Below are 20222 nucleotides of genomic sequence, written 5' to 3'. Positions count from 1 at the left end.
AAAATTGTTTTATGGTTCTGGACAAAAAATTTGTTAATTTAAAACCTAAATGGTTACATGGAAAATTTCCACTAGGAAAAAATTATAATAATATTCTTAAATTATCAAATAATATAAATACTATTTGTAATAGTGGTAGTTGTCCTAATATAGGACAATGTTGGGGAAAAGGAGTAGCTACTTTTATGATATTAGGAAATATTTGTACAAGATCCTGTAAATTTTGTGGCATCAAAACTGGCAAACCCCAAAAAATTGATTTTGAAGAACCCAAAAAAGTTGCTCATTCAATAAAAATTTTGAATATTAAACATGCAGTAATTACATCAGTAGATAGAGATGATTTAAAAGATATGGGAGCCATTATATGGGTTAAAACAATAAAAGCTATAAAAAATTTAAATGAGAATTTAACATTAGAAACATTAATTCCTGATTTTAAAGGAAGAAAAGATTTAATCAATCTTATTCTAAATGAAAAACCAGAAGTAATATCACATAATATAGAAACTGTACGTAGATTAACTAAAAAAGTTCGAGTTCAAGCTAAATATGATCGTAGTATTAATGTATTAAAATACATAAAATTAAAAAGTAATATAAGAACCAAAACTGGAATAATGTTAGGATTAGGGGAAACTGAAGAAGAAGTAATCCAAACTTTAAAAGATAGTAAAAAAGCTAAAATAGATATTATTACTATTGGACAATATTTATCTCCTTCTATTAAACATTTACCTGTAAAAAATTTTATTCATCCTTTTCTTTTTAAAAAATATGAAAAAATTGCATTAGATATGGGTTTTTTATATGTAGAAAGTGGCCCCTTAGTAAGATCTTCTTATAATGCATATAAACATATATTATAAATTAAATGACTAAACTAGTTTCTATAGTAGGACGTTCTAATGTTGGAAAATCAACACTTTTTAATCGGTTAATAGGATATAAAAAATCTATAGTTAATTCTAAAAGTGGCGTTACTAGAGATAGAAATTATGGGTTTTGCAATTGGAATGGAATAGATTTTTGTTTAATAGATACTGGAGGTTATACTAATAAATTTAATAATATTTTTGATAAAAAAATTTGTGAACAATTTTTTTTTGCATTAGAAGAATCAGATCTTATACTTTTTTTAGTAGATCCCAGTAATAAAATTTTAGAAATTGATTACGAAATTTCAAAAATTTTACATAAATTAAAAAAAACTATTTATTTAGTAATCAACAAAATTGATCTTTTAAAGAAGAAAGAAAATATTTCAGAGTTTTTTAAACTTGGTTTTTCAAAAAAATATTGTATTTCTTCTATTAATGGAGCTGGAACAGGAGAGTTATTAGATTCAATTGTTGAAATATTTAAAAATACTGAAACTGATTTGTTTGTTAAAAAAAAAAATCAGTTTATCCCCAAACTAGCTATAGTAGGACGTCCTAATGTTGGAAAATCAACATTAATAAATACACTTTTAAAGAAAAATCAGAATATTGTTTCTAATATTTCTGGAACAACAAGAGATAGTTTAGAAGTGTTTTATAAAAAATTTGGAATTGAATGTATATTAGTAGATACTGCTGGAATTAGAAAAAAAAAGAAAATAAAAGAAAATATAGAATTTTATTCTGTAATGAGAGCCATTAAATCCATTAAAAATTCCGATGTATGTCTCCTTTTAATAGATAGTATATCTGGAATGGAATCTCAAGATCTTAAGATTTTTAAAATTATTGAAAATAATAATAAAGGAATTATTTTATTAATAAATAAATGTGATTTAATTAAAAATAAATTTTTAGAAAAAATTTTTAAAAAAAAAATTAAAAAAATAATAGCTCCTTTTAAGGATGTTCCTATATTTTTTACTTCATCTTATAAAAAAAAAAATTTAATTAAATCTCTAAAAACTGCAATTAAAATTGCATTTAAATTAAAATTAAAAATAAAAACCAGTTTACTAAATAAAATTATGTTACCTATTATAAATAAATATCCTCATCCATTAATAAATGGAAAACCAATTACAATAAAATATTGTAGTCAATTACCAACATATAATCCTCAATTTATATTTTTTTCTAATTATCCCAATTTAATAAAAAAATCATATAAAAGATTTATAGAAAAAAAATTAAGAGAAAAATTTAATTTTACTGGAATTCCAATAAAAATTTTATTTCGACTTAAATAAACCTCCTCCCCGTTGATTTTATTTGATTTTATGGGGGAAAAAAAATAGAAAAATGTTTTCATTGTGGCAACAAATGTATTACTAACAAAATATGTTTTAATAAATTTTTTTTTTGTTGTGACGGATGTCTTACAATTTATAATTTAATTGAGAAATCTAATTTAAAAAAATTTTATGAATTAAATAAAAATCCAGGTTTTTCTCCGGAAACAGAAAAAAAATATAATTTTTCTTTTTTAGATACAAAAACTATTTTTAGTAAAATAGTTTCTTTTTCTGATAAAAATTTTACCATAGTAAGGTTTACTATTCCATCAATTCATTGTAGTTCTTGTATTTGGCTTTTAGAAAATTTAAACAAATTAGAAAAAAAGATTATAAATTCAACAGTAAATTTTACTAAAAAAAGTATTTATATAACATATAAAAATTCAGGTTATAAACTAAGTGATTTAGCTAAACTTCTCACTAAAATTGGGTATAAACCATCAATTACTTATGGTAATTTTAATTCCATTCCTATTTATAATAGGAATTTTTTTGTATATAAAATAGTTATTTCTTTTTTTTGTTTTGGGAATATAATGCTTTTATCATTTCCTGAATATTTAGGATCTAATAGGGATGAATGGTTTAGAACCCATAATACTTTTTTCAGATTAATAATGTTTTTTCTTTCTCTACCTATAATTTTTTTTTCATCTATTGATTATATTCAATCTGCTTTTTTAGGATTAAAAAATAAATCTTTAAATATCGATTTTTCTATTTCTCTAGGAATTTTAGTCTTATATTTTAGAAGTCTATATGAAATAATATCTAATATTGGAAGTGGATATTTTGATAGTCTTTCTGGATTAGTTTTTTTTCTTCTTTTAGGAAAATTTTTACAATTAAAAACTTATAAATATTTATCATTTGATAATAATTATCAATATTTTCTTCCCATTTATAGTACTAAATTAATAAATAATTTAGAAAAAAATATTCTTATTTCTAATCTTAAAAAAGGAGATTTTATCATTATAAAAAATGAAGAAATTATCCCAGCAGATTCAATTTTGATAGAAGGATTAGCTATTATAGATAATAGTTTTATAACAGGAGAATCTAATATTAAATCTAAAAAATTAGGTGATTATATTTATGCTGGAGCTAAACAAAAAGGGGGAAGAATTAAACTCAAAATAGTAAAAGATGTAGATAAAAGTTATCTTCATAATTTATGGATTAATGAAGCTTTTAGAAAGAAAAAAAATATTATTAATACTAAACTAAATTTAATTAGTAAATATTTTACTTTATTTATACTAATAATTTCTGTCATTTCAGGAATTTTTTGGTATTTTAAAAACGTCAATAGAGTATTTGAAATAATTTCTTCTATATTAATAGTTGCTTGTCCCTGTGGAGTTGCTTTATCTCCTTCTTTTATTTTTGGAAATGTTATCCATATTTTAGGAAAAAAAGGCTTTTATATAAGAGATATTTCTTCTATAGAACAAATTTATAAAATTACATCTCTAATTTTTGATAAAACAGGTACTATTACTGAATTGGAAAAATCAAATATTAAATTTATTGGCCCCAAACTTGAATTGAATAAAAAATTAAAAATAATTTCATTATTAAAAAATTCCAATCATCCTTTATGTAAAATTATTTCTAATAAATTATCAAATTTAAATGAAACTGAATTAGTCACTAATTTTGAAGAAAGTCCAGGAAAAGGAATAAAAGGATTAGTAAATGGTATCGAAATAAAAGCAGGCAAATCAAATAATTCTTTAAGTTCAGATAATTTTAAAAATGAAAAAAAAACGACTAAAGTTTCTATATCTTTTGATAAAAAAAAAATAGGGTATTTTTTAGTTAAAAATTTTTATCGGAAAAATTTAAAAAAGATATTTAAATTTTTAGGTAAAAAATATAAAATATTAATTTTATCAGGAGATAATGATAAAGAAAAAAAATATTTAAAATCTTTATTACCAGCTAAAAGCAAATTATATTTTTTTCAAAGTCCAATGGATAAATATAAGAAAATTAAAAATCTTCAAAAAATTGGAGAAAAAGTTTTAATGTTTGGAGATGGAATTAATGATTCTATAGCTTTAAAACAAAGTGATATAGGAATAGTTATCTCCAATAATCAAAGTTTTTGTCCAAATTGTGATATAATAATGGATGCTAGTTCTTTTGATAAAATTCCAATTTTTTTTAAATATTCTAATATTAGTTCTAAATTAGTTAGAATAAGTTTTGTTATAAGTATAATATATAATCTTTTGGGATTATCATTTGCTATAACTGGAAATTTAACCCCCATTATAGCTGCTATTTTAATGCCTTTAAGTTTTATATCAGTACTAATCTTTTCTTTATTATCTACTTGGATAACGGCTTATAAATTAAAAATAAATTTATAAATTTGGAGATATTAATCTTAATGATATTAATAAGTTTAATTATAGAAATTATATTTTTAATATTATTTTTTATTAATGCAATTAATAATCAATTTGAGGATTATGAATCAAATTCTATCAGAATTTTAATAGATGAAAATGAAGGAGGTAGAAAGAGAAGGAAAGAAAGAGAAAGAGAAAGAGAAGGAAAGATGGTTTAAAATAGAAAAATTCTATTATGATAATAATATTGTCAAAGCTTTTTTATATGCTACAATTTTTTGGGCTTTTACAGGGTTTTTAGTAGGTATAATTCTTTCTTTAATGCTTTTTTCTCCAAATCTCCCAGAGATTTTTTTTGGACATAATCTCAAATATGAAAATGGAATAATGGGATTTGGGAGGTTAAGAATGATACATACAACAACGGTTATATTTGCATTTATAGGAAATATAATTTTTACCGGTTCTTATTATTCTTTACAACGTTTATTAAAATCAAGAATGTATAGTGATCTATTAAGTTGGATCCATTTTTGGGGGTGGCAAATATTCATTCTGTTATCTTGGATTACCTTTTTCTTAGGAATAAATACTAGTAAAGAATATGCAGAACATGAATGGCCATTAGATATAATGATATGTATCATCTGGATTATTTATGGAATAAACATGATTGGAACCATTATGAAAAGAAGAATAAAACATATATATGTCTCTATATGGTTTTTTATTGGCACATGGGTAAGTGTAAGTATACTTCATATATTTAATAATCTTGAATTACCTATATCTTTTTTTTCTTTAAAAAGTTATTCTATTTATGCTGGAGTTCAAGATGCATTAGTCCAATGGTGGTATGGTCATAATGCTGTTGCATTTATTTTAACTACCCCTATATTAGGATTAATGTATTATTTTGTTCCTAAAGCTTCTGGTCAACCTATTTTTTCATATAAATTATCAATTATTCATTTTTGGTCATTAATCTTTATATATATTTGGGCCGGTCCTCATCATTTAATTTACACTGCTCTTCCTGCATGGGCTCAAATGTTAGGCACTATATTTTCAATTATGTTAATTGCTCCATCCTGGGGAGGAATGTTAAATGGTTTATTGACCTTAAAAGGAACTAAAATAAATAAAAATCATATATTAAAATATTTTGTTTTATCTCTTACTTTTTATGGTATTGCCACTTTTGAAGGCCCAATGCTGGCTACTAAAAAATTAAATGCTATAGCTCATTTTACTGATTGGATCATTGCACATGTTCATATAGGAACTTTAGGATGGAATGGATTTATGGCTTTTGGAGTAATTTATTGGTTAGTAGAAAAATTATGGAATACTAAAATTTATTCTAAACTCTATGCTAATATCCATTTTTTTCTAGGTACTTTAGGTATATTGGTTTATGTGATTCCAATGTATTGGAGTGCAATAAGACAATCAAAAATGTGGAAACAATTTAATGAGGATGGATCCCTTACCAATAAAAATTTTGTAAAATCTGTTATTTCTATAATTCCTTATTATAAAATAAGATTTATTGGAGGCTTATTATATATGTTAGGAATGATCTTTATGATCTATAATATATATAAAACAATAAAAAAAGGAGATTTTATTAAAAATGAAGCTTGCAAATCAATTACTGATTCAAAAAAAGAATTTGAAGTAGAAACTTTTCATAATTGGTTAGAAAAAAAACCAATAACATTTTTTTTACTATCTTTAATAGTAGTTTCTATTGGGGGCATTGTAGAAATTATACCTAATATGATAATAAAATCCAATACTCCTACATTAACTAGTGTTAGACCATATACCCCTCTTGAATTAGAAGGTAGAGATTTATACATTAGAGAAGGATGTAATGGATGTCACTCTCAAATGGTACGGCCATTTAGGGATGAAGTAGTTCGTTATAGAGAATATTCTAAAGCTGGGGAATTTGTCTATGATCATCCATTTTTATGGGGCTCTAAACGTTCTGGCCCGGATTTAGCTAGAGAAGGAGGCAAAAATCCTAGTTCATGGCATTTTAAACATATGTATGACCCAAGATCTACATCTCCAGGATCTATTATGCCAAGATATCCATGGTTAATATATAGAAAATTAGATAAATCTAAAACATTATTAAAAATGAAAGTAATGAAAAAACTAGGAGTTCCTTATTTAGAAAAAGATATAGAAAATGCATATAATTATCTTGATAGACAAGCTGGGTTAATAGAAAAAGAAATTTATAAAGAATCTCCGGAAATAAAACAACAGATAAATTTTCAAAAAAAAGTTTATGGAAAAAAATTCTTTCCTTTAAAAGAAAGAGAAATAATTGCAATTATATCATATTTACAAAGATTAGGAAAAGATATACAAGGAATAGATTAGAGTAATTTTATGTTAAGAAAATTATTTTTTTCATTAATTATTATAATTTTTATTTTTTATGTTTTTTTAGAATGTGATTTTGATTATCTGAAACATCCATTATCAATATGGATTTATATAATATCATTATTATTAATAATAATATCTTCTTTTTTAGAAGAAATATTTAAAAATCAATTATCAAAAAAAAAGTTAAAAAAGTTTCAGAGTTATGAAAAAAAAATAAAAACAATAAATCATGGGTTTGATGGAATTTTAGAATTAGATAATAAAATTCCTAAATGGTGGCAACAACTTTTTTCTATTACAATAGTAATTTCTATTATATATTTTTGTTCTTTTTTTTTTACAAATTTTGCAAATCCACAATTTGAATATAAAAGAGCCTATAAAAATCAATTAAAAAAAATAAAAGAATTTGAAAAAAAACAACCCCAAGCTAGTATAGAAACTGTAAAATTTGATAAAAAATTTATTAATGACGGAAAAAAACTTTTTAATGAAAATTGTGCAACTTGTCATAATATAGATGGAGGAGGAAATATAGGCCCAAATTTAACAGATGATTATTGGATAAATCATAAAGAAAAAACTCTTATAAAAAATGTATTTTCTATAATATGGAATGGGAGTAAAAATAATAAAGTTATGAGGGCGTTTGGTGCTTCAGGAGAAATAAAAGGCAATGATATTCAAAAATTATCTAGTTATATTTATTTTATAAATAAAAACAACAACAAACCAAAAAATCCCAAATTTCCAGAAGGAGACAAAATTATTTTGGAATAATTAAAAACTGTAAATTAAAAACTGTAGGACATGAAAATTAACTATAAAATAGTAGTTTTTTCCCTTTTATTTGTATTTCTAACTTTTAATAGTTATTTTTTGTTAAGAAAACAATCAATTAAGAGTGAATTAATTTCAAAGAAATATTATGAAGAAGAAATAAATTTTCAAAAAAAAATAGATAGTAAAAAAAATGCTAAATTTTTAAAAAATAAAATAAAATTTAAAATTTCCAAAAAAGGAATTCACATTGTTTTTCCAAAAGAAAAAAATTATTTAAATTTAAATATTAATTATTCTTTAATTAGATATTCTAATAGTTTATTAGATAATAATAATTCAATGAATACAAAAAATAATTATTTCATAATTATTTCATCTAAAACATTAAAAAAAGGTAATTATAATCTTCTATTAAGATGGATTGTTAATAACAAAGAATTTTTAATCGAAAAAGATATAATATGGAAAAACTAAATTGTTCATATATTTCTCTAGGATTTTTATTGGGAATAATTAGTAGTATTCATTGTTTTAGTATGTGTGGCCCTCTAACCTTTTTTTTTTTAAAATTAAAATTAAAAAAAAACTTTAACAATTTTAACTATCAAATAGGGAGAATGATTTCCTATATTTTATTAGGATATATATTTGGAACAATAGGATATCGATTGAATTTAATAGGATATCAAAAAAAAACTTCCTTATTTTTAGGTGGGAATATAATATTTTCATCTTTGATGAAAAGAAATCATTTAATAATTAAAAATCCATTATATTTTCTTTTAAAGAAATTAATTTTTTTAAAAAAAAATTTTTTCTTCTTAAAAGGATTATTTAATGGATTGATACCATGTAGTATAGTTTATATAGCTATTAGTCTAGCTATTTCTAGAGGGAATAGTTTGTTGGGAGGAATATTTATGTTTTATTTTGGATTAGGAACAGTTCCTATGATGTTTACTTTATTTAGTATAAAAAATTTGCTAATTTTTAATTTAAAAAAAATATTATTAAATAATATAACATTATTGAAAATAATAATGGGATTTATTTTATTAATTCGTGGATTAGGAATTCTAGATTTTTCTCCTAAACTTATTAAAACTTCTGGCAAAAGATAGAGGAGAGTTGCCGGAGGGGTTAACGGAACAGTTTGCTAAACTGTCAGCATTTTGCTTCGTGAGTTCAAATCTCACACTCTCCGCCCCGGGATGTAGCGTAGGTTGGTTATCGCGCCTGGTTTGGGACCAGGAGGTCGTAGGTTCGAATCCTATCATCCCGACAGGGTCACGTAGCTCAATGGAGAGAGCAACTGCCTTCTAAGCAGTAGGTTACAGGTTCAAATCCTGTCGTGATCACGAAATGAGTGTATTATAAAGTATTATAATGGTAAAAGTCCTACACTTTAGAAGTAGTTCATTAGTTGATAGTGAATCATTAAAAAAAATATGTACATTTTTAAAAAAAAATCCAAAGAATATAAAATATGTTATAATTATATCTGCTTTCTATCATATTACAGATGATTTAATAAAATGTGGAAAATTAGCTTCTAAAAAAAAGAAAGATTATAAAAAAATCTTAAAATTAATAGAATATAAACATATTAATATAATTAATGAATTATTTAATTTAAAAAAAAAAAGTTGTCTAATTAGTAATTTAAAAAAAAATATAAATAAATTAGAAAATATCTGTGATGGAATTTTTCAAGTAGAAAAGTTATCAATATTTTCATTAGAAAATCTAATAAGTTTTGGAGTTTTAAATTCGTCTTATTTAATAGCAGAAAAAATTAAAGAATTTGATTTAAAAGTAAAATTTAAAGATAGTAGAAAATTAATTTTAACAGATTATGAATCTGGATGTTCCAAAATTGATTTAAAAAAAAGTTATTATAACTTAATAAATTTTTTTAAAAAAGAAAAATCACAATATATTATTTTTCCAGGAATAATAGCTTTTTCATCAGAAATAACTCCATTAGAAAGAGGGGGAGCAGATTATATAGCAGGTATTGTTGCCTCGTCATTAAAAGCAGATTTATTAGAAATATGTACTAATGTAAATGGAATAATGACTGCCAATCCTAAATTAGTCTCACAAGCTTATACTATAAGAAATATATCTTCTGAAGAAGCAATGGAATTATCTCATTTTGGAGCAAAAATAATATCTCCTACTACTATACAACCAGTGATAGAAAAAAATATTCCTATAAAAATTAAAAGTCTTTTTGAAAAAAAAGAAACTTATATAGAAAGAATAAATTTTTTTAAAAAAAAACCTAAACCTGTAACAGGAATTTCTGGAATTAAACAAATATCATTAATAACATTAGAAGGAAGTGGAATGGTAGGATTTTTAATTCCTGGTTTTTCTAAAAGACTTTTCAAAAAACTTTCAGAAGAAAAAATAAATGTAATATTTATTACCCAAAGTTCCTCAGAATATTCTATTGCTGTAGGAATTCATGAAAAAGATGTTTTAAAAGCTAAATTAGTTATAGATAATGAATTTTACATAGAAATATCTAATAAGAAGATAAAACCTCTTTCGATAGAAAGAGATTTATGTATTATAGCACTTGTTGGAGAAAAAATGAAAAATATGCATGGAACAAGTGGAAAAATTTTTAGTGCTTTAGGAAAAAATAGGATTAATATCAGAGCAATAGCTCAAGGTTCCACTGAAAAAAATATTTCAGTTGTTATAAACAAAACAGATTTTAAAAAAGCAATAAATATTTTACATGAAGAATTTTTTGAAAAAAAAAATAAACAAATAAATTTGTTTCTAATAGGATTAGGAAAAGTTGGAAGTAATCTTTTAGATCAGATCTATAAGCAAAAAAATTATTTAAAAAAAGAATTTAAATTGAAATTAAGAGTAATTGGGTTAGCAAATAGTAAAAAAATGATCTTTAAAAAAGATGGAATCGATATAAAAAAATATAAATATTATCTTGATAAGATGTCATATGAAATGGATTTAAAAAAATTTATGGAAATAATGTATGAAATTAATTTTAGAAATAGTCTTTTTGTTGATAATACAGCCAATATAAATATTGCTATGATCTATGAAAATTTTTTAAAAAAAGGAATAGGTGTTATTACATGTAATAAAATAGCATGTTCATCAACTTATGATTATTATAAAAAACTTAAAGAATTATCAATAAATTTTAATGCTCCATTTTTGTTTGAAACTAATGTAGGAGCTAGTTTACCTGTAATTAGTACACTGAATGATTTAATCAATAGTGGGGATAAAATCTATAAAATAGAAGCAGTACTTTCTGGGAGTTTAAATTTTATTTTTAATAAATTTCTTGAAAAAAAAAATTTTTTTGAAGTGGTAAAAGAAGCACAAAATTCTGGATATACAGAACCAGATCCAAGGATAGATCTTAGTGGAATAGATGTAATGAGGAAAATATTAATTTTAGCACGTGAATGTGGATCTAATCTAGAATTAGAAAATATATATAAAAAAAATTTCTTACCTGAAGAATGTTTAAATTCTACATCAATAGATCATTTTTATAATCTATTAAAAAAATATAATAATTATTTTAATGAAATACGTGAAAAAACTGTGAAAAAAGGAAAAAAATTACGTTTTATAGCTAAATATGAAAATGGAAATGCATATGTAGGGTTACAATCAATAAAAGTGGATCATCCATTTTTTAACCTGGAAGGAAAAGATAATATGGTATTATATAATACCCAAAGATATAGTGAACAACCTTTAATTATAAAAGGTGCAGGTGCAGGTGCAGAAGTTACTGCATCTGGAGTATTATCAGATATAATTAAAGCTAGTAAATCTTAAAATGAAGAAAATAAAAATTATTGCTCCAGCAACTATAGCAAATATAGTTTGTGGATTTGATGTGTTAGGCTTAGCAGTAAATATTCCTAATGATGAAATTATAATGAAAAAATCATATTCCCCTGGAATAAGAATAAATAAAATTTATGGAGCAAAATTATCTAAAAAAATAAAAAAAAATGTAATTAGTCTTGCATTACAAGCATTATTAAAAAAATATAAAAAATCAAATATAGGATTTGAGATAGAAATTTATAAAAATATCCAACCAGGAAGTGGTATAGGTTCTAGTGCAGCTAGTGCCGCAGGCATTGTAGTAGGAGCCAATTATTTATTAGGAAATCCTTTTAATAAAATTGATTTAATTAAATTTGCTATGGAAGGAGAAAGATTAGCTGGAGGAGTTCCTCATGCAGATAATGTAGCTCCAGCTATTTTTGGAGGAATAACCTTAATTAGAAGTTATAAACCTTTAGATATAATTTCTTTGCGTTCTCCAGAGAATATTTGGGTAAGTATTATACATCCTCAAATAGAAATAAAAACCTCTGATGCTAGAGAACTTTTAAAACAGCAAATTTTAATGACTGAGGCAATTCCCCAATTGGGGAATTTAGCTGCTTTAATAGCAGGATTATATAAAAAAGATTATAACCTGATAAGTAGATCATTAAATGATGTTATAGTAGAACCTATACGTGCTATATTAATACCAGCTTTTAATGAATTAAAAATAAAATGTAAATCAATAGGTGCATTGGGAGGAGGAATTTCTGGTTCTGGACCTTCTGTCTTTATGTTAAGTAAAGGAAAAAACAAAGCAGAATTAGTATCTAATGTAATGGAAAATATTTATTCGAAATTAGAATTAAAATATAAAATATATACTTCTTCTATTAAAAAAACTGGAATTGTATATTATGAATTGAATTAAAAATTTAATAAATGCTGTATAAAAGTTTAAAAAATAATAAATATATAGCTTCTTTTAAAGAAGCTGTTTTATTTGGACAAAGTCCAGATAAAGGGTTGTATTTTCCTGAAAAAATCCCTTTATTAGAAAAGAAATTTTTTAAAAATATTTCAAATTTTGAGGTAAATGATTTAATGATGGAAGTAATTAAACCATTTATTGGAAATGAAATTCCATATAAAGAATTATTAAATATTATTTCTAATACAGTAAATTTTAAAATAAATCTTAAAAAAATTTATGAAAATTTTTTTTCATTAGAGTTATTTTTAGGACCTACTATGGCTTTTAAAGATATAGGAGTAAAATTTTTATCAGGGTGTATAAAATATTTCTGTAAACAAATTAAAAAAAATATTATAATCCTTACTGCTACTTCTGGAGATACAGGAGCTGCGGTAGCCAATGCTTTTAATAAAATTGATGGTGTAAAAGTAGTAATATTATATCCTTCTTCAAAAATAAGTTTTTTACAAGAAAAACAGATAACAACATTAGGGGATAATATCTTAGCTTTAGAAATAAAAGGAAATTTTGATGATTGTCAATTGTTAGCAAAAAAAGCTTTTTATGACGAAAAAATACGTAAAAAATTATTTTTAACCTCAGCCAATTCTATTAATATTGCACGTTTACTATCTCAAATATTTTATTATTTTTTGTGTTATAAACTTTTATTTAAAAAAAAAAACAATGAAAAAATAATTTTTTCTATTCCTAGTGGAAATTTTGGAAATATATGTGCAGGATTAATAGCATTTAAAATGGGATTACCAGTAAAACATTTTATTGCAGCTACAAATATAAATGACACCGTTCCCAGATTGTTAAAATCTGAAATTTATAACCCATATCCTACAAAAGAAACAATTTCTAATGCTATGGATATAGCTGATCCCAATAATTTTAGTAGGATAATGTATATGTTTAAACATGTAAAAAATATTAAAAAAATTTTTTCTGCATATTCTTTTTCGGATCAAGAAACAATTAATATAATTAAATTTATATGGGAGAAATATAAATATATGATGGATCCACATGGAGCAATTGGGTATTTAGGGTTAAAAAAATTTTATTTTGATAAAAAAAATTTTAATTATAAAAATATTTTTTTAGCCACAGCATCTCCAGTAAAATTTTTAGAGAAAATAAATAAAAAATTATCTGATCAAATTTTATTAAATGAAAAAGTGAAAAAACTTTTAAAAAAAACTAAAAAAAGTATAAAATTGAGTAATGAATATGAAAATTTTAAAAATTGGTTATTAACTAGTAATTTAGATTATAAAAGATGACCAACCCCCATTAAAAATGTATATAATATATTTATATAGATATTTATATTAAACTCATAATTAAACTCTTTATGATTCTTAATCTTAAGAATTATTCTTAAATGCCTAATTGTAGGTATTATTAATATAATAAAAAGATATTGGGATATACTTTTATAAGTTAAAAAAACATATAATATACTTAAAAGAAAAGGGACTATCATTAAAAATATATGATATATTTTAGCTTTTTTTAGTCCTATCCTCACAGGAAGTGTATATTTCCCATTTTTATTATCATTATCAATATCTCTCATATTATTAATATTAAGAACTGAGACAGTTAAAAAGCCTAAAGAAATACCTAATAACAGAATTTCTTTATTTAAAAAATGATTATATAAATAATAATTTCCTTCTAAAGAAATTAGACCAAAAAAAAGAAATACAGATAAATCTCCTAAACCTTTATATCCATATGGATTTTTTCCTATAGTATAGGTAATAGCAGAATAGATACATAGAATAATTCCAATTAAAAATAATAAAATTCTATATGAAAACTTTTCATTAAAAGAAAAAAACAATAAAATTATATTTGAAAAAAATGATAAACAACTAATTATTATTAATGCTAATTTAATTTTCTTTTTAGAAAGAATTCCTGATTGTATTGTTCTTTTAGGACCAATTCTGGTTATATTATCTGTGCCTTTGATGCAATCACCATAATCATTTGCAATATTAGATAATATTTGAAGAAATATAGAAGTAAATGATGACCATATAAAAATATCTCTATTAAATAGATTTTTTTTTGAAAAAAAAATAAAAGTACTTAAAATTAAACCAGATAAAGACAAAGGTAATGTTTTTAACCTAAAAGCATATATCCAATTATATATTTCTAACATTAAATAAAATTTAAAAATTTTTTTAAATCAATTAATTTTTCAATATTTTTTTTTATTTCTAATATTAGAATTCTTTTTTGAATCATACTATCTCTAAATCTAATTGTTACACAATTATCTTTGATACTATCATAATCTATTGTTATACAAAGAGGAGTTCCTATTGCATCTTGTCTTCTATATCTTTTTCCAATTGAATCTTTTTCATCATAAATTAATGAATAATCTAATTTTAATCTTTTAAAGATTTTTTTCCCTATCACAATCAATTGTTTATCTTTTACTAAAGGTAAAATAGCTGCTTTTATTGGAGCCAGAATATAAGGGAGTTTTAATACTATTCGTTTAGTATTATTTTTTAATATTTCTTCTTTTAAAGAAGAAGAAAATATAGCTAAAAACATCCTATCTAAACCCAAAGAAGTTTCTATAATATAAGGTCTATAACTTATATTTTTTTTAATATCAAAATATCTTATTTTTTTTTTAGAAAAAATTTCATGATTTTTAATATCAAAATCTGTACGGGAATGAATTCCTTCTAATTCTTTAAATCCAAAAGGAAATTTAAATTGAATATCACAAGCATATTGAGAATAATGTGCAAGTTTATCATGATTATAAAATCTATAGTTTTTTTTTTTAAATCCTAAAGATAAATGCCATTTTAACCTATATTCTTTCCAGTAATCATACCATTTTCCTTCTTCTCCAGGAGAAAGAAAAAATTGCATTTCCATTTGTTCAAATTCTCTCAATCTAAACAAAAACTGTCTAGCTGTTATTTCATTTCTAAATACTTTTCCTATTTGGGCAATTCCAAAAGGAATTTTAATTTTACTTGTTTTTTTTACATTTAAAAAATTTATAATGCTACCTTGAGCAGTTTCAGGTCTTAGATAAATTTTTTTTTCATTATATATATTTTTTATATATACAATAAACATTAAATTTAATTTATAAAAATTAAAACAATTTTTATATTTTTTTGAAAAAAAATTTATTTTTTTTAAAAAATTTTTTATTTCTAAAATTTTATTTGAATTTAAACAATTTTCTATATATGAAAATATATTTTTTTTAAATTCTTTTTTAAAAAGATTTAATTGGTTGGGAAATTTAATTGTCATTCCCGAATTGTTTTTTAAAAACCAATTATAATCATTAATTTTTTCTAAAAACTCTTCTATTAAAAGATCAAGACGATAACTTTTTTTTGTTTTTTCATTATATAATATTATATCATTAAATTCATCTATATGTCCAGAAGCTTTCCAAACTTTATTATGCATAAAAATACTAGATTCTATTCCAACTATATTTTCATGGAATTGGGTCATTGATTTCCACCAATATTCTTTAATATTATTTTTTAAAGATATTCCATATTGACCATAATCATAAACAGCTTTTAATCCATCATATATTTCACTAGACGGAAAGATAAAGCCGTAAGATTTTGCATGTGAAATAATAAATTTTAATTTTTTATCATCTTTTTCCATTTCTCTTATTATATTTTGCTTTCATTCTTTTTTACAGTGTATAAAGTTTTTTTTCTTCAAAAGATCCTCTTTAGATTCTAAATTTTTTTCATCTAAAATACAACAATTTACTGGACAAACCGAGGCACATTGAGGTTCATCAAAAAATCCTAAACATTCTGTACATTTTTCTGTAACTATAAAATAGTAATCATATTTTATAGGTTCTTGTAAACAATTAACATCCATTTTTATTCCTAATTTATTAATAAATTTTCCTTTTAGGTTGGTGCCTTCTGAAAAAGACCATTTTTTAGATCCTTCATAAATAGCCTTATTAGGACATTCGGCTTCACAAGCACCACAATTAATACATTTTTCTGTTATTTTTAATGACATTTATTTTAGCTTTTTTTCCTTTTAACTTTCTAAAGTAATAAATTTTAGATTTTCGGACTTTCCCTTTTTTATTTATATCTATTTTTTTTATTGAAGGTTGATTAATACTAAATATTTTTTCTACACCTATTTCTCCACTAATTTTACGTACAGTAAAAGTATAATTAAGAAAATTGCCTTGAATTTTAATTATTACTCCTTTAAAGGATTGTAATCTTTTTTTTTCTCCTTCCATTATTTCATAATGAACCGTTATTTGATCTCCAGAATTTAATTTTAATAGATAAAATTTATTTGGGTTATATTTATTATCTACATAATTTTTTAGATTATTCATAATAAAAATTTTGTTATATTAGAAATATAATTAAATCAAATAAAATAAAATAAAAAATGAATTTTTTTTCGAAAATATTAAATTTTTTTTGGGGTAAAAAAAAAGAGAGAGATTTAAAAAATCTTAAAGAAGAATTCAATAAAATTCGTGTTTTTGAAAAAAAAATTAATTCCATTTCTAATGAGGAATTAAGAGAAAAAACTTTTTATTTCAAAAAATATATAAAAGAAAAAACAAAATTTATTTCGGATAAAATATCTCTCTTACAAAAGAAGTTAATTTCTATTTATAAAAAGAATAAAAATTATAAAGTTTTTTCTATTGAAGAAATTAAAAAAGAAAAATCAATATTGAAAGAATTAAAAATTCTTAATTCTAATCTTTCTAAAGAAGAAGAAAAAATATTATTAGAATTACTTCCAGAAGCATTTGCAGTAGTAAAAGAAACCGCTAAAAGATTTAAAGAAAATAAAAAAATAATAGTTAATTCTAATAAATTAGATTATCTACTTTCTAAAAGTAGATCTTATTTAAAATTAAAAAAAGGAAAAACTATTTGGAAAACTAAATGGAGTTATAGTGGAAAAAAGTGTAGATGGGATATGATCCATTATGATGTTCAATTAATTGGAGGAATTGTATTACATCAAGGAAAAATAGCAGAAATGTATACAGGGGAAGGAAAAACTTTAGTGGCTACTTTACCTATTTATTTAAATGCTCTTTCTGGAAGAGGAGTTCATGTAGTAACTGTAAATGAATATTTAGCTAAACGTGATAGTGAATGGATGGCACCTATTCTAGAATTTCATGGTATAACTGTCGATTGTATTGATCTATATTCAGCCAATTCATATTTCCGTCGAAAAGCCTATGAAGCAGATGTTACATATGGGACAAATAATGAATTTGGATTTGATTATTTACGTGATAATATGGTTGTTTCATATAAACAATTAATACAAAAAGAATTAAATTATGCCATCATAGATGAAGTAGATTCTGTTTTAATAGATGAAGCCCGTACTCCATTAATAATATCTTCATCTGAATCTTCATCTACCAAAATTAATTATTCTTTTTCGTTGTTTAAAACAACAATAAAAAAAATTATTAATAAACAACTTTATGCTTTAAATAAGTTTTTAAATTTGGCCCGTAAAAAAATTTTATTTGGAAATAAAGAAGAAGGTGGGGGAAATCTTTTTAAAGTTTATAGAGGGTTGCCAACCTATAAACCTCTGATTAAGTTTTTAGGAAATAAAAAAATACGTAATCTTTTAGAAGAAACTGAATCTTTTTCTATGCAAGAGAATATTGATTCAGATTTATATTTTATAATAAATGAAAAAAATCAAACTATAGAGTTTTCAGAAAAAGGAATGAAATTTGTTTCTCATGAAATGAAGGATCCTAATTTTTTTAGAATTCCTAATATTTATAATCAAATAAATAATTTAAAAAAAATTTCTAATGAAAAAAAAATAAAAAATCAAATAATAAATAATTTTTATAAAAAAACAAATAAAATCCATACTATTAATCAGTTAATTAAAGCATACACATTATTTGAAAAAAATAGACATTATATTCTAAGAAAGAATAAAGTAAAAATAGTAGATGAACAAACTGGAAGAATTTTGGAGGGAAGACGTTATTCAGATGGCTTACATCAAGCATTGGAGGCTAAAGAAAATGTAAATATAGAAAATTCTAACCATTCATTAGCTAATATTACATTACAAAATTTTTTTAAAATGTATAATAAAATATCAGGAATGACAGGAACTGCTGAAACAGAATATGAAGAATTTATGAAAATTTATAATCTTGACGTAATTATTATACCGACTAATAAACCAATTATTAGAAAAAATTATGAAGATATTTTTTTTAAAACTAAACAAGAAAAATATAATGCAATTATAAAAAAAGTAATTTTTTTCTCAAAAATTGAAAAAAGATCTGTTTTAGTTGGAACTTCTTCTGTAGAAGAATCTGAATTCATCAGTAAATTATTAAACAGTAGAAATATTCCAAATAAGGTTTTAAATGCAAAATATTCTAAAAAAGAAACCAATATAATAGAAAAAGCGGGACTCTCTGGGAGAGTAACAATTGCAACTCATATGGCTGGTAGAGGAACCGATATAAAAATTTCTGAACAAGTAAAAAAAGCAGGTGGATTAGCTATCATAGGAACTGAAAGACATTATTCAAGACGTATTGATAGACAATTAATAGGACGTTCTGGTCGGCAAGGGGATCCTGGAAGTGCTCAATTTTTTTTATCATTAGAAGATGATTTAATGCGAATTTTTGGTTTTGCATCAATACTTGAAAAATTTGGCAAAAAAGAATATTTAACTGGAAAATTAATTAGTAATTCTATAAAACTTTATCAAAAACAAGTAGAACAAACTAACTTTAATATTAGAAAACGTTTGGTAGAATATGATTCTATAATCAATGAACAAAGAAAATATATTTATTCAATTAGAAAAAATTCATTAAATTTAACTTTATCAAATGTTCTAATATCACAGATGATTTTTCAAATAATAGATCATTTACTATCAGTAAATTCTTCTTATAAAGAATTTGAAGATGAAATATTCAAAATTTTTAATTTAAAAAATATTATTAATGAAAAATCATTTTTTTCTCTTAAAAAAGAAATTCTTTTAGAAAAAATATATTCTTTAATAAGAAAAAATTACAATCTTATAAAGATTAATTTTTTTTCAAAAATTGAATATATAATTTCATATTTTATTTTTTCTGGAAAAAAAAATTTTTTGAATTTAAAATTTCACTTTTCAAATTCTAAATATAAAAAAAAAATAATCATTAAACATGATTTAAACAAAAATAATGCAAAAAACTTTGATAAAGTAATCAATAAACTTGAAAATAAAATAATTATCTATTATATAGATGAAATATGGAAAAACCATATTAAAGATATGGATGATTTAATCCTATATTCCCAAAATTCAGTTTATGATCAAAAAGATCCAATTATATTTTATAAAAAAAAAGCTTATGAGCTTTTTAAAAAATTTTTATTTAAAATTAAGAAATCTACTATAAAATATTTATTTCATTGTAAAATGAATGATTCATTCGTGTTGAAAACCCTTGCAAAGAGAAAAAAACAGGAAAAACAGGAAATAAGGAAGATTTTAAATGAAAAAAATTAAT

Annotated in this window: 16 protein-coding genes and 3 tRNA genes; 15 read left to right on the top strand and 4 right to left on the bottom strand. The window is 22.6% G+C overall.

The window, feature by feature from the left end; genetic code table 11:
- The first annotated feature begins 11 nt into the window (after nucleotides 1-11).
- From lipA to thrC, 14 genes are all read left to right on the top strand, one after another.
- Entirely contained in the window at nucleotides 12-869 is an 858-nt protein-coding gene (gene lipA / locus DDE61_RS00830; RefSeq protein WP_110476794.1) for a lipoyl synthase, read from the top strand.
- A gap of 5 nt (nucleotides 870-874) precedes the next feature.
- The gene (der, locus tag DDE61_RS00825) at nucleotides 875-2191 is read left to right on the top strand and encodes a ribosome biogenesis GTPase Der (RefSeq protein WP_110476793.1); all 1317 of its coding nucleotides are present in this window, start codon (nucleotides 875-877) and stop codon (nucleotides 2189-2191) included.
- A 44-nt stretch (nucleotides 2192-2235) separates the two neighbouring features.
- Nucleotides 2236-4620, top strand: a complete 2385-nt coding sequence (locus DDE61_RS00820) for a heavy metal translocating P-type ATPase (protein WP_110476792.1) — start codon at nucleotides 2236-2238, stop codon at nucleotides 4618-4620.
- A 20-nt stretch (nucleotides 4621-4640) separates the two neighbouring features.
- Nucleotides 4641-4820 (top strand): cbb3-type cytochrome oxidase assembly protein CcoS, encoded by a 180-nt coding sequence (gene ccoS, locus DDE61_RS00815; protein ID WP_239493655.1) that lies wholly within the window; start codon nucleotides 4641-4643, stop codon nucleotides 4818-4820.
- Nucleotides 4759-7002: a cytochrome-c oxidase, cbb3-type subunit I gene (gene ccoN / locus DDE61_RS00810; protein WP_110476791.1), complete on the top strand. Its 2244-nt coding sequence runs from the start codon at nucleotides 4759-4761 to the stop codon at nucleotides 7000-7002. The genes ccoS and ccoN overlap by 62 nt, the downstream gene beginning before the upstream one ends.
- A gap of 9 nt (nucleotides 7003-7011) precedes the next feature.
- The gene (locus DDE61_RS00805; protein WP_110467285.1) at nucleotides 7012-7791 is read left to right on the top strand and encodes a cbb3-type cytochrome c oxidase N-terminal domain-containing protein; all 780 of its coding nucleotides are present in this window, start codon (nucleotides 7012-7014) and stop codon (nucleotides 7789-7791) included.
- Between the two features lie 30 nt (nucleotides 7792-7821).
- Complete coding sequence (locus DDE61_RS00800) at nucleotides 7822-8268, top strand: FixH family protein (RefSeq protein WP_110467284.1); 447 nt, start codon at nucleotides 7822-7824, stop codon at nucleotides 8266-8268.
- A complete protein-coding gene (locus DDE61_RS00795; protein WP_110476790.1) occupies nucleotides 8256-8915 on the top strand; it encodes a sulfite exporter TauE/SafE family protein in 660 nt (219 codons plus the stop codon). The genes DDE61_RS00800 and DDE61_RS00795 overlap by 13 nt, the downstream gene beginning before the upstream one ends.
- A gap of 1 nt (nucleotide 8916) precedes the next feature.
- Nucleotides 8917-8998, top strand: a tRNA-Ser gene (locus DDE61_RS00790).
- 3 nt (nucleotides 8999-9001) lie between these two features.
- Nucleotides 9002-9076, top strand: a tRNA-Pro gene (locus tag DDE61_RS00785).
- Between the two features lie 3 nt (nucleotides 9077-9079).
- Nucleotides 9080-9152 (top strand) — tRNA-Arg (locus DDE61_RS00780).
- A gap of 28 nt (nucleotides 9153-9180) precedes the next feature.
- A complete protein-coding gene (thrA, locus tag DDE61_RS00775; RefSeq protein WP_110467282.1) occupies nucleotides 9181-11634 on the top strand; it encodes a bifunctional aspartate kinase/homoserine dehydrogenase I in 2454 nt (817 codons plus the stop codon).
- A gap of 1 nt (nucleotide 11635) precedes the next feature.
- A complete protein-coding gene (locus tag DDE61_RS00770; protein ID WP_110476789.1) occupies nucleotides 11636-12568 on the top strand; it encodes a homoserine kinase in 933 nt (310 codons plus the stop codon).
- A gap of 11 nt (nucleotides 12569-12579) precedes the next feature.
- Entirely contained in the window at nucleotides 12580-13905 is a 1326-nt protein-coding gene (gene thrC, locus DDE61_RS00765) for a threonine synthase (RefSeq protein WP_110476788.1), read from the top strand.
- On the opposite strand, the gene menA is transcribed toward thrC, so the two are convergent.
- Genes menA through rplS form a run of 4 tightly spaced genes read right to left on the bottom strand, consistent with a single transcriptional unit; the run spans nucleotide 13893 to nucleotide 17018 of the window.
- Nucleotides 13893-14798 carry a 1,4-dihydroxy-2-naphthoate octaprenyltransferase gene (gene menA, locus DDE61_RS00760; protein ID WP_110476787.1) on the bottom strand — a complete coding sequence of 302 codons (906 nt, stop codon included), beginning with the start codon at nucleotides 14796-14798 and terminating at the stop codon, nucleotides 13893-13895. The two genes, thrC and menA, sit on opposite strands and share 13 nt — an antisense overlap.
- Nucleotides 14798-16303, bottom strand: a complete 1506-nt coding sequence (locus tag DDE61_RS00755; RefSeq protein ID WP_110476786.1) for a glycine--tRNA ligase — start codon at nucleotides 16301-16303, stop codon at nucleotides 14798-14800. The genes menA and DDE61_RS00755 overlap by 1 nt, the downstream gene beginning before the upstream one ends.
- Before the next feature lie 21 nt (nucleotides 16304-16324).
- Complete coding sequence (locus tag DDE61_RS00750; RefSeq protein ID WP_110467277.1) at nucleotides 16325-16681, bottom strand: 4Fe-4S binding protein; 357 nt, start codon at nucleotides 16679-16681, stop codon at nucleotides 16325-16327.
- Nucleotides 16650-17018 carry a 50S ribosomal protein L19 gene (rplS, locus tag DDE61_RS00745; RefSeq protein WP_015799422.1) on the bottom strand — a complete coding sequence of 123 codons (369 nt, stop codon included), beginning with the start codon at nucleotides 17016-17018 and terminating at the stop codon, nucleotides 16650-16652. Before rplS ends, DDE61_RS00750 begins: the two co-directional genes overlap by 32 nt.
- Before the next feature lie 56 nt (nucleotides 17019-17074).
- On the opposite strand from rplS, the gene DDE61_RS00740 reads away from it, so the two are divergent.
- On the top strand, nucleotides 17075-20221 hold the full coding sequence (locus DDE61_RS00740; RefSeq protein ID WP_110476785.1) for a preprotein translocase subunit SecA: 3147 nt from the start codon (nucleotides 17075-17077) through the stop codon (nucleotides 20219-20221).
- Nucleotide 20222 lies beyond the last annotated feature (1 nt).

Source organism: Candidatus Karelsulcia muelleri, from assembly GCF_003214255.1.
Taxonomy (GTDB): domain Bacteria; phylum Bacteroidota; class Bacteroidia; order Flavobacteriales; family Blattabacteriaceae; genus Karelsulcia; species Karelsulcia muelleri_B.
This window is presented reverse-complemented; position numbering and strand designations above follow the sequence as displayed.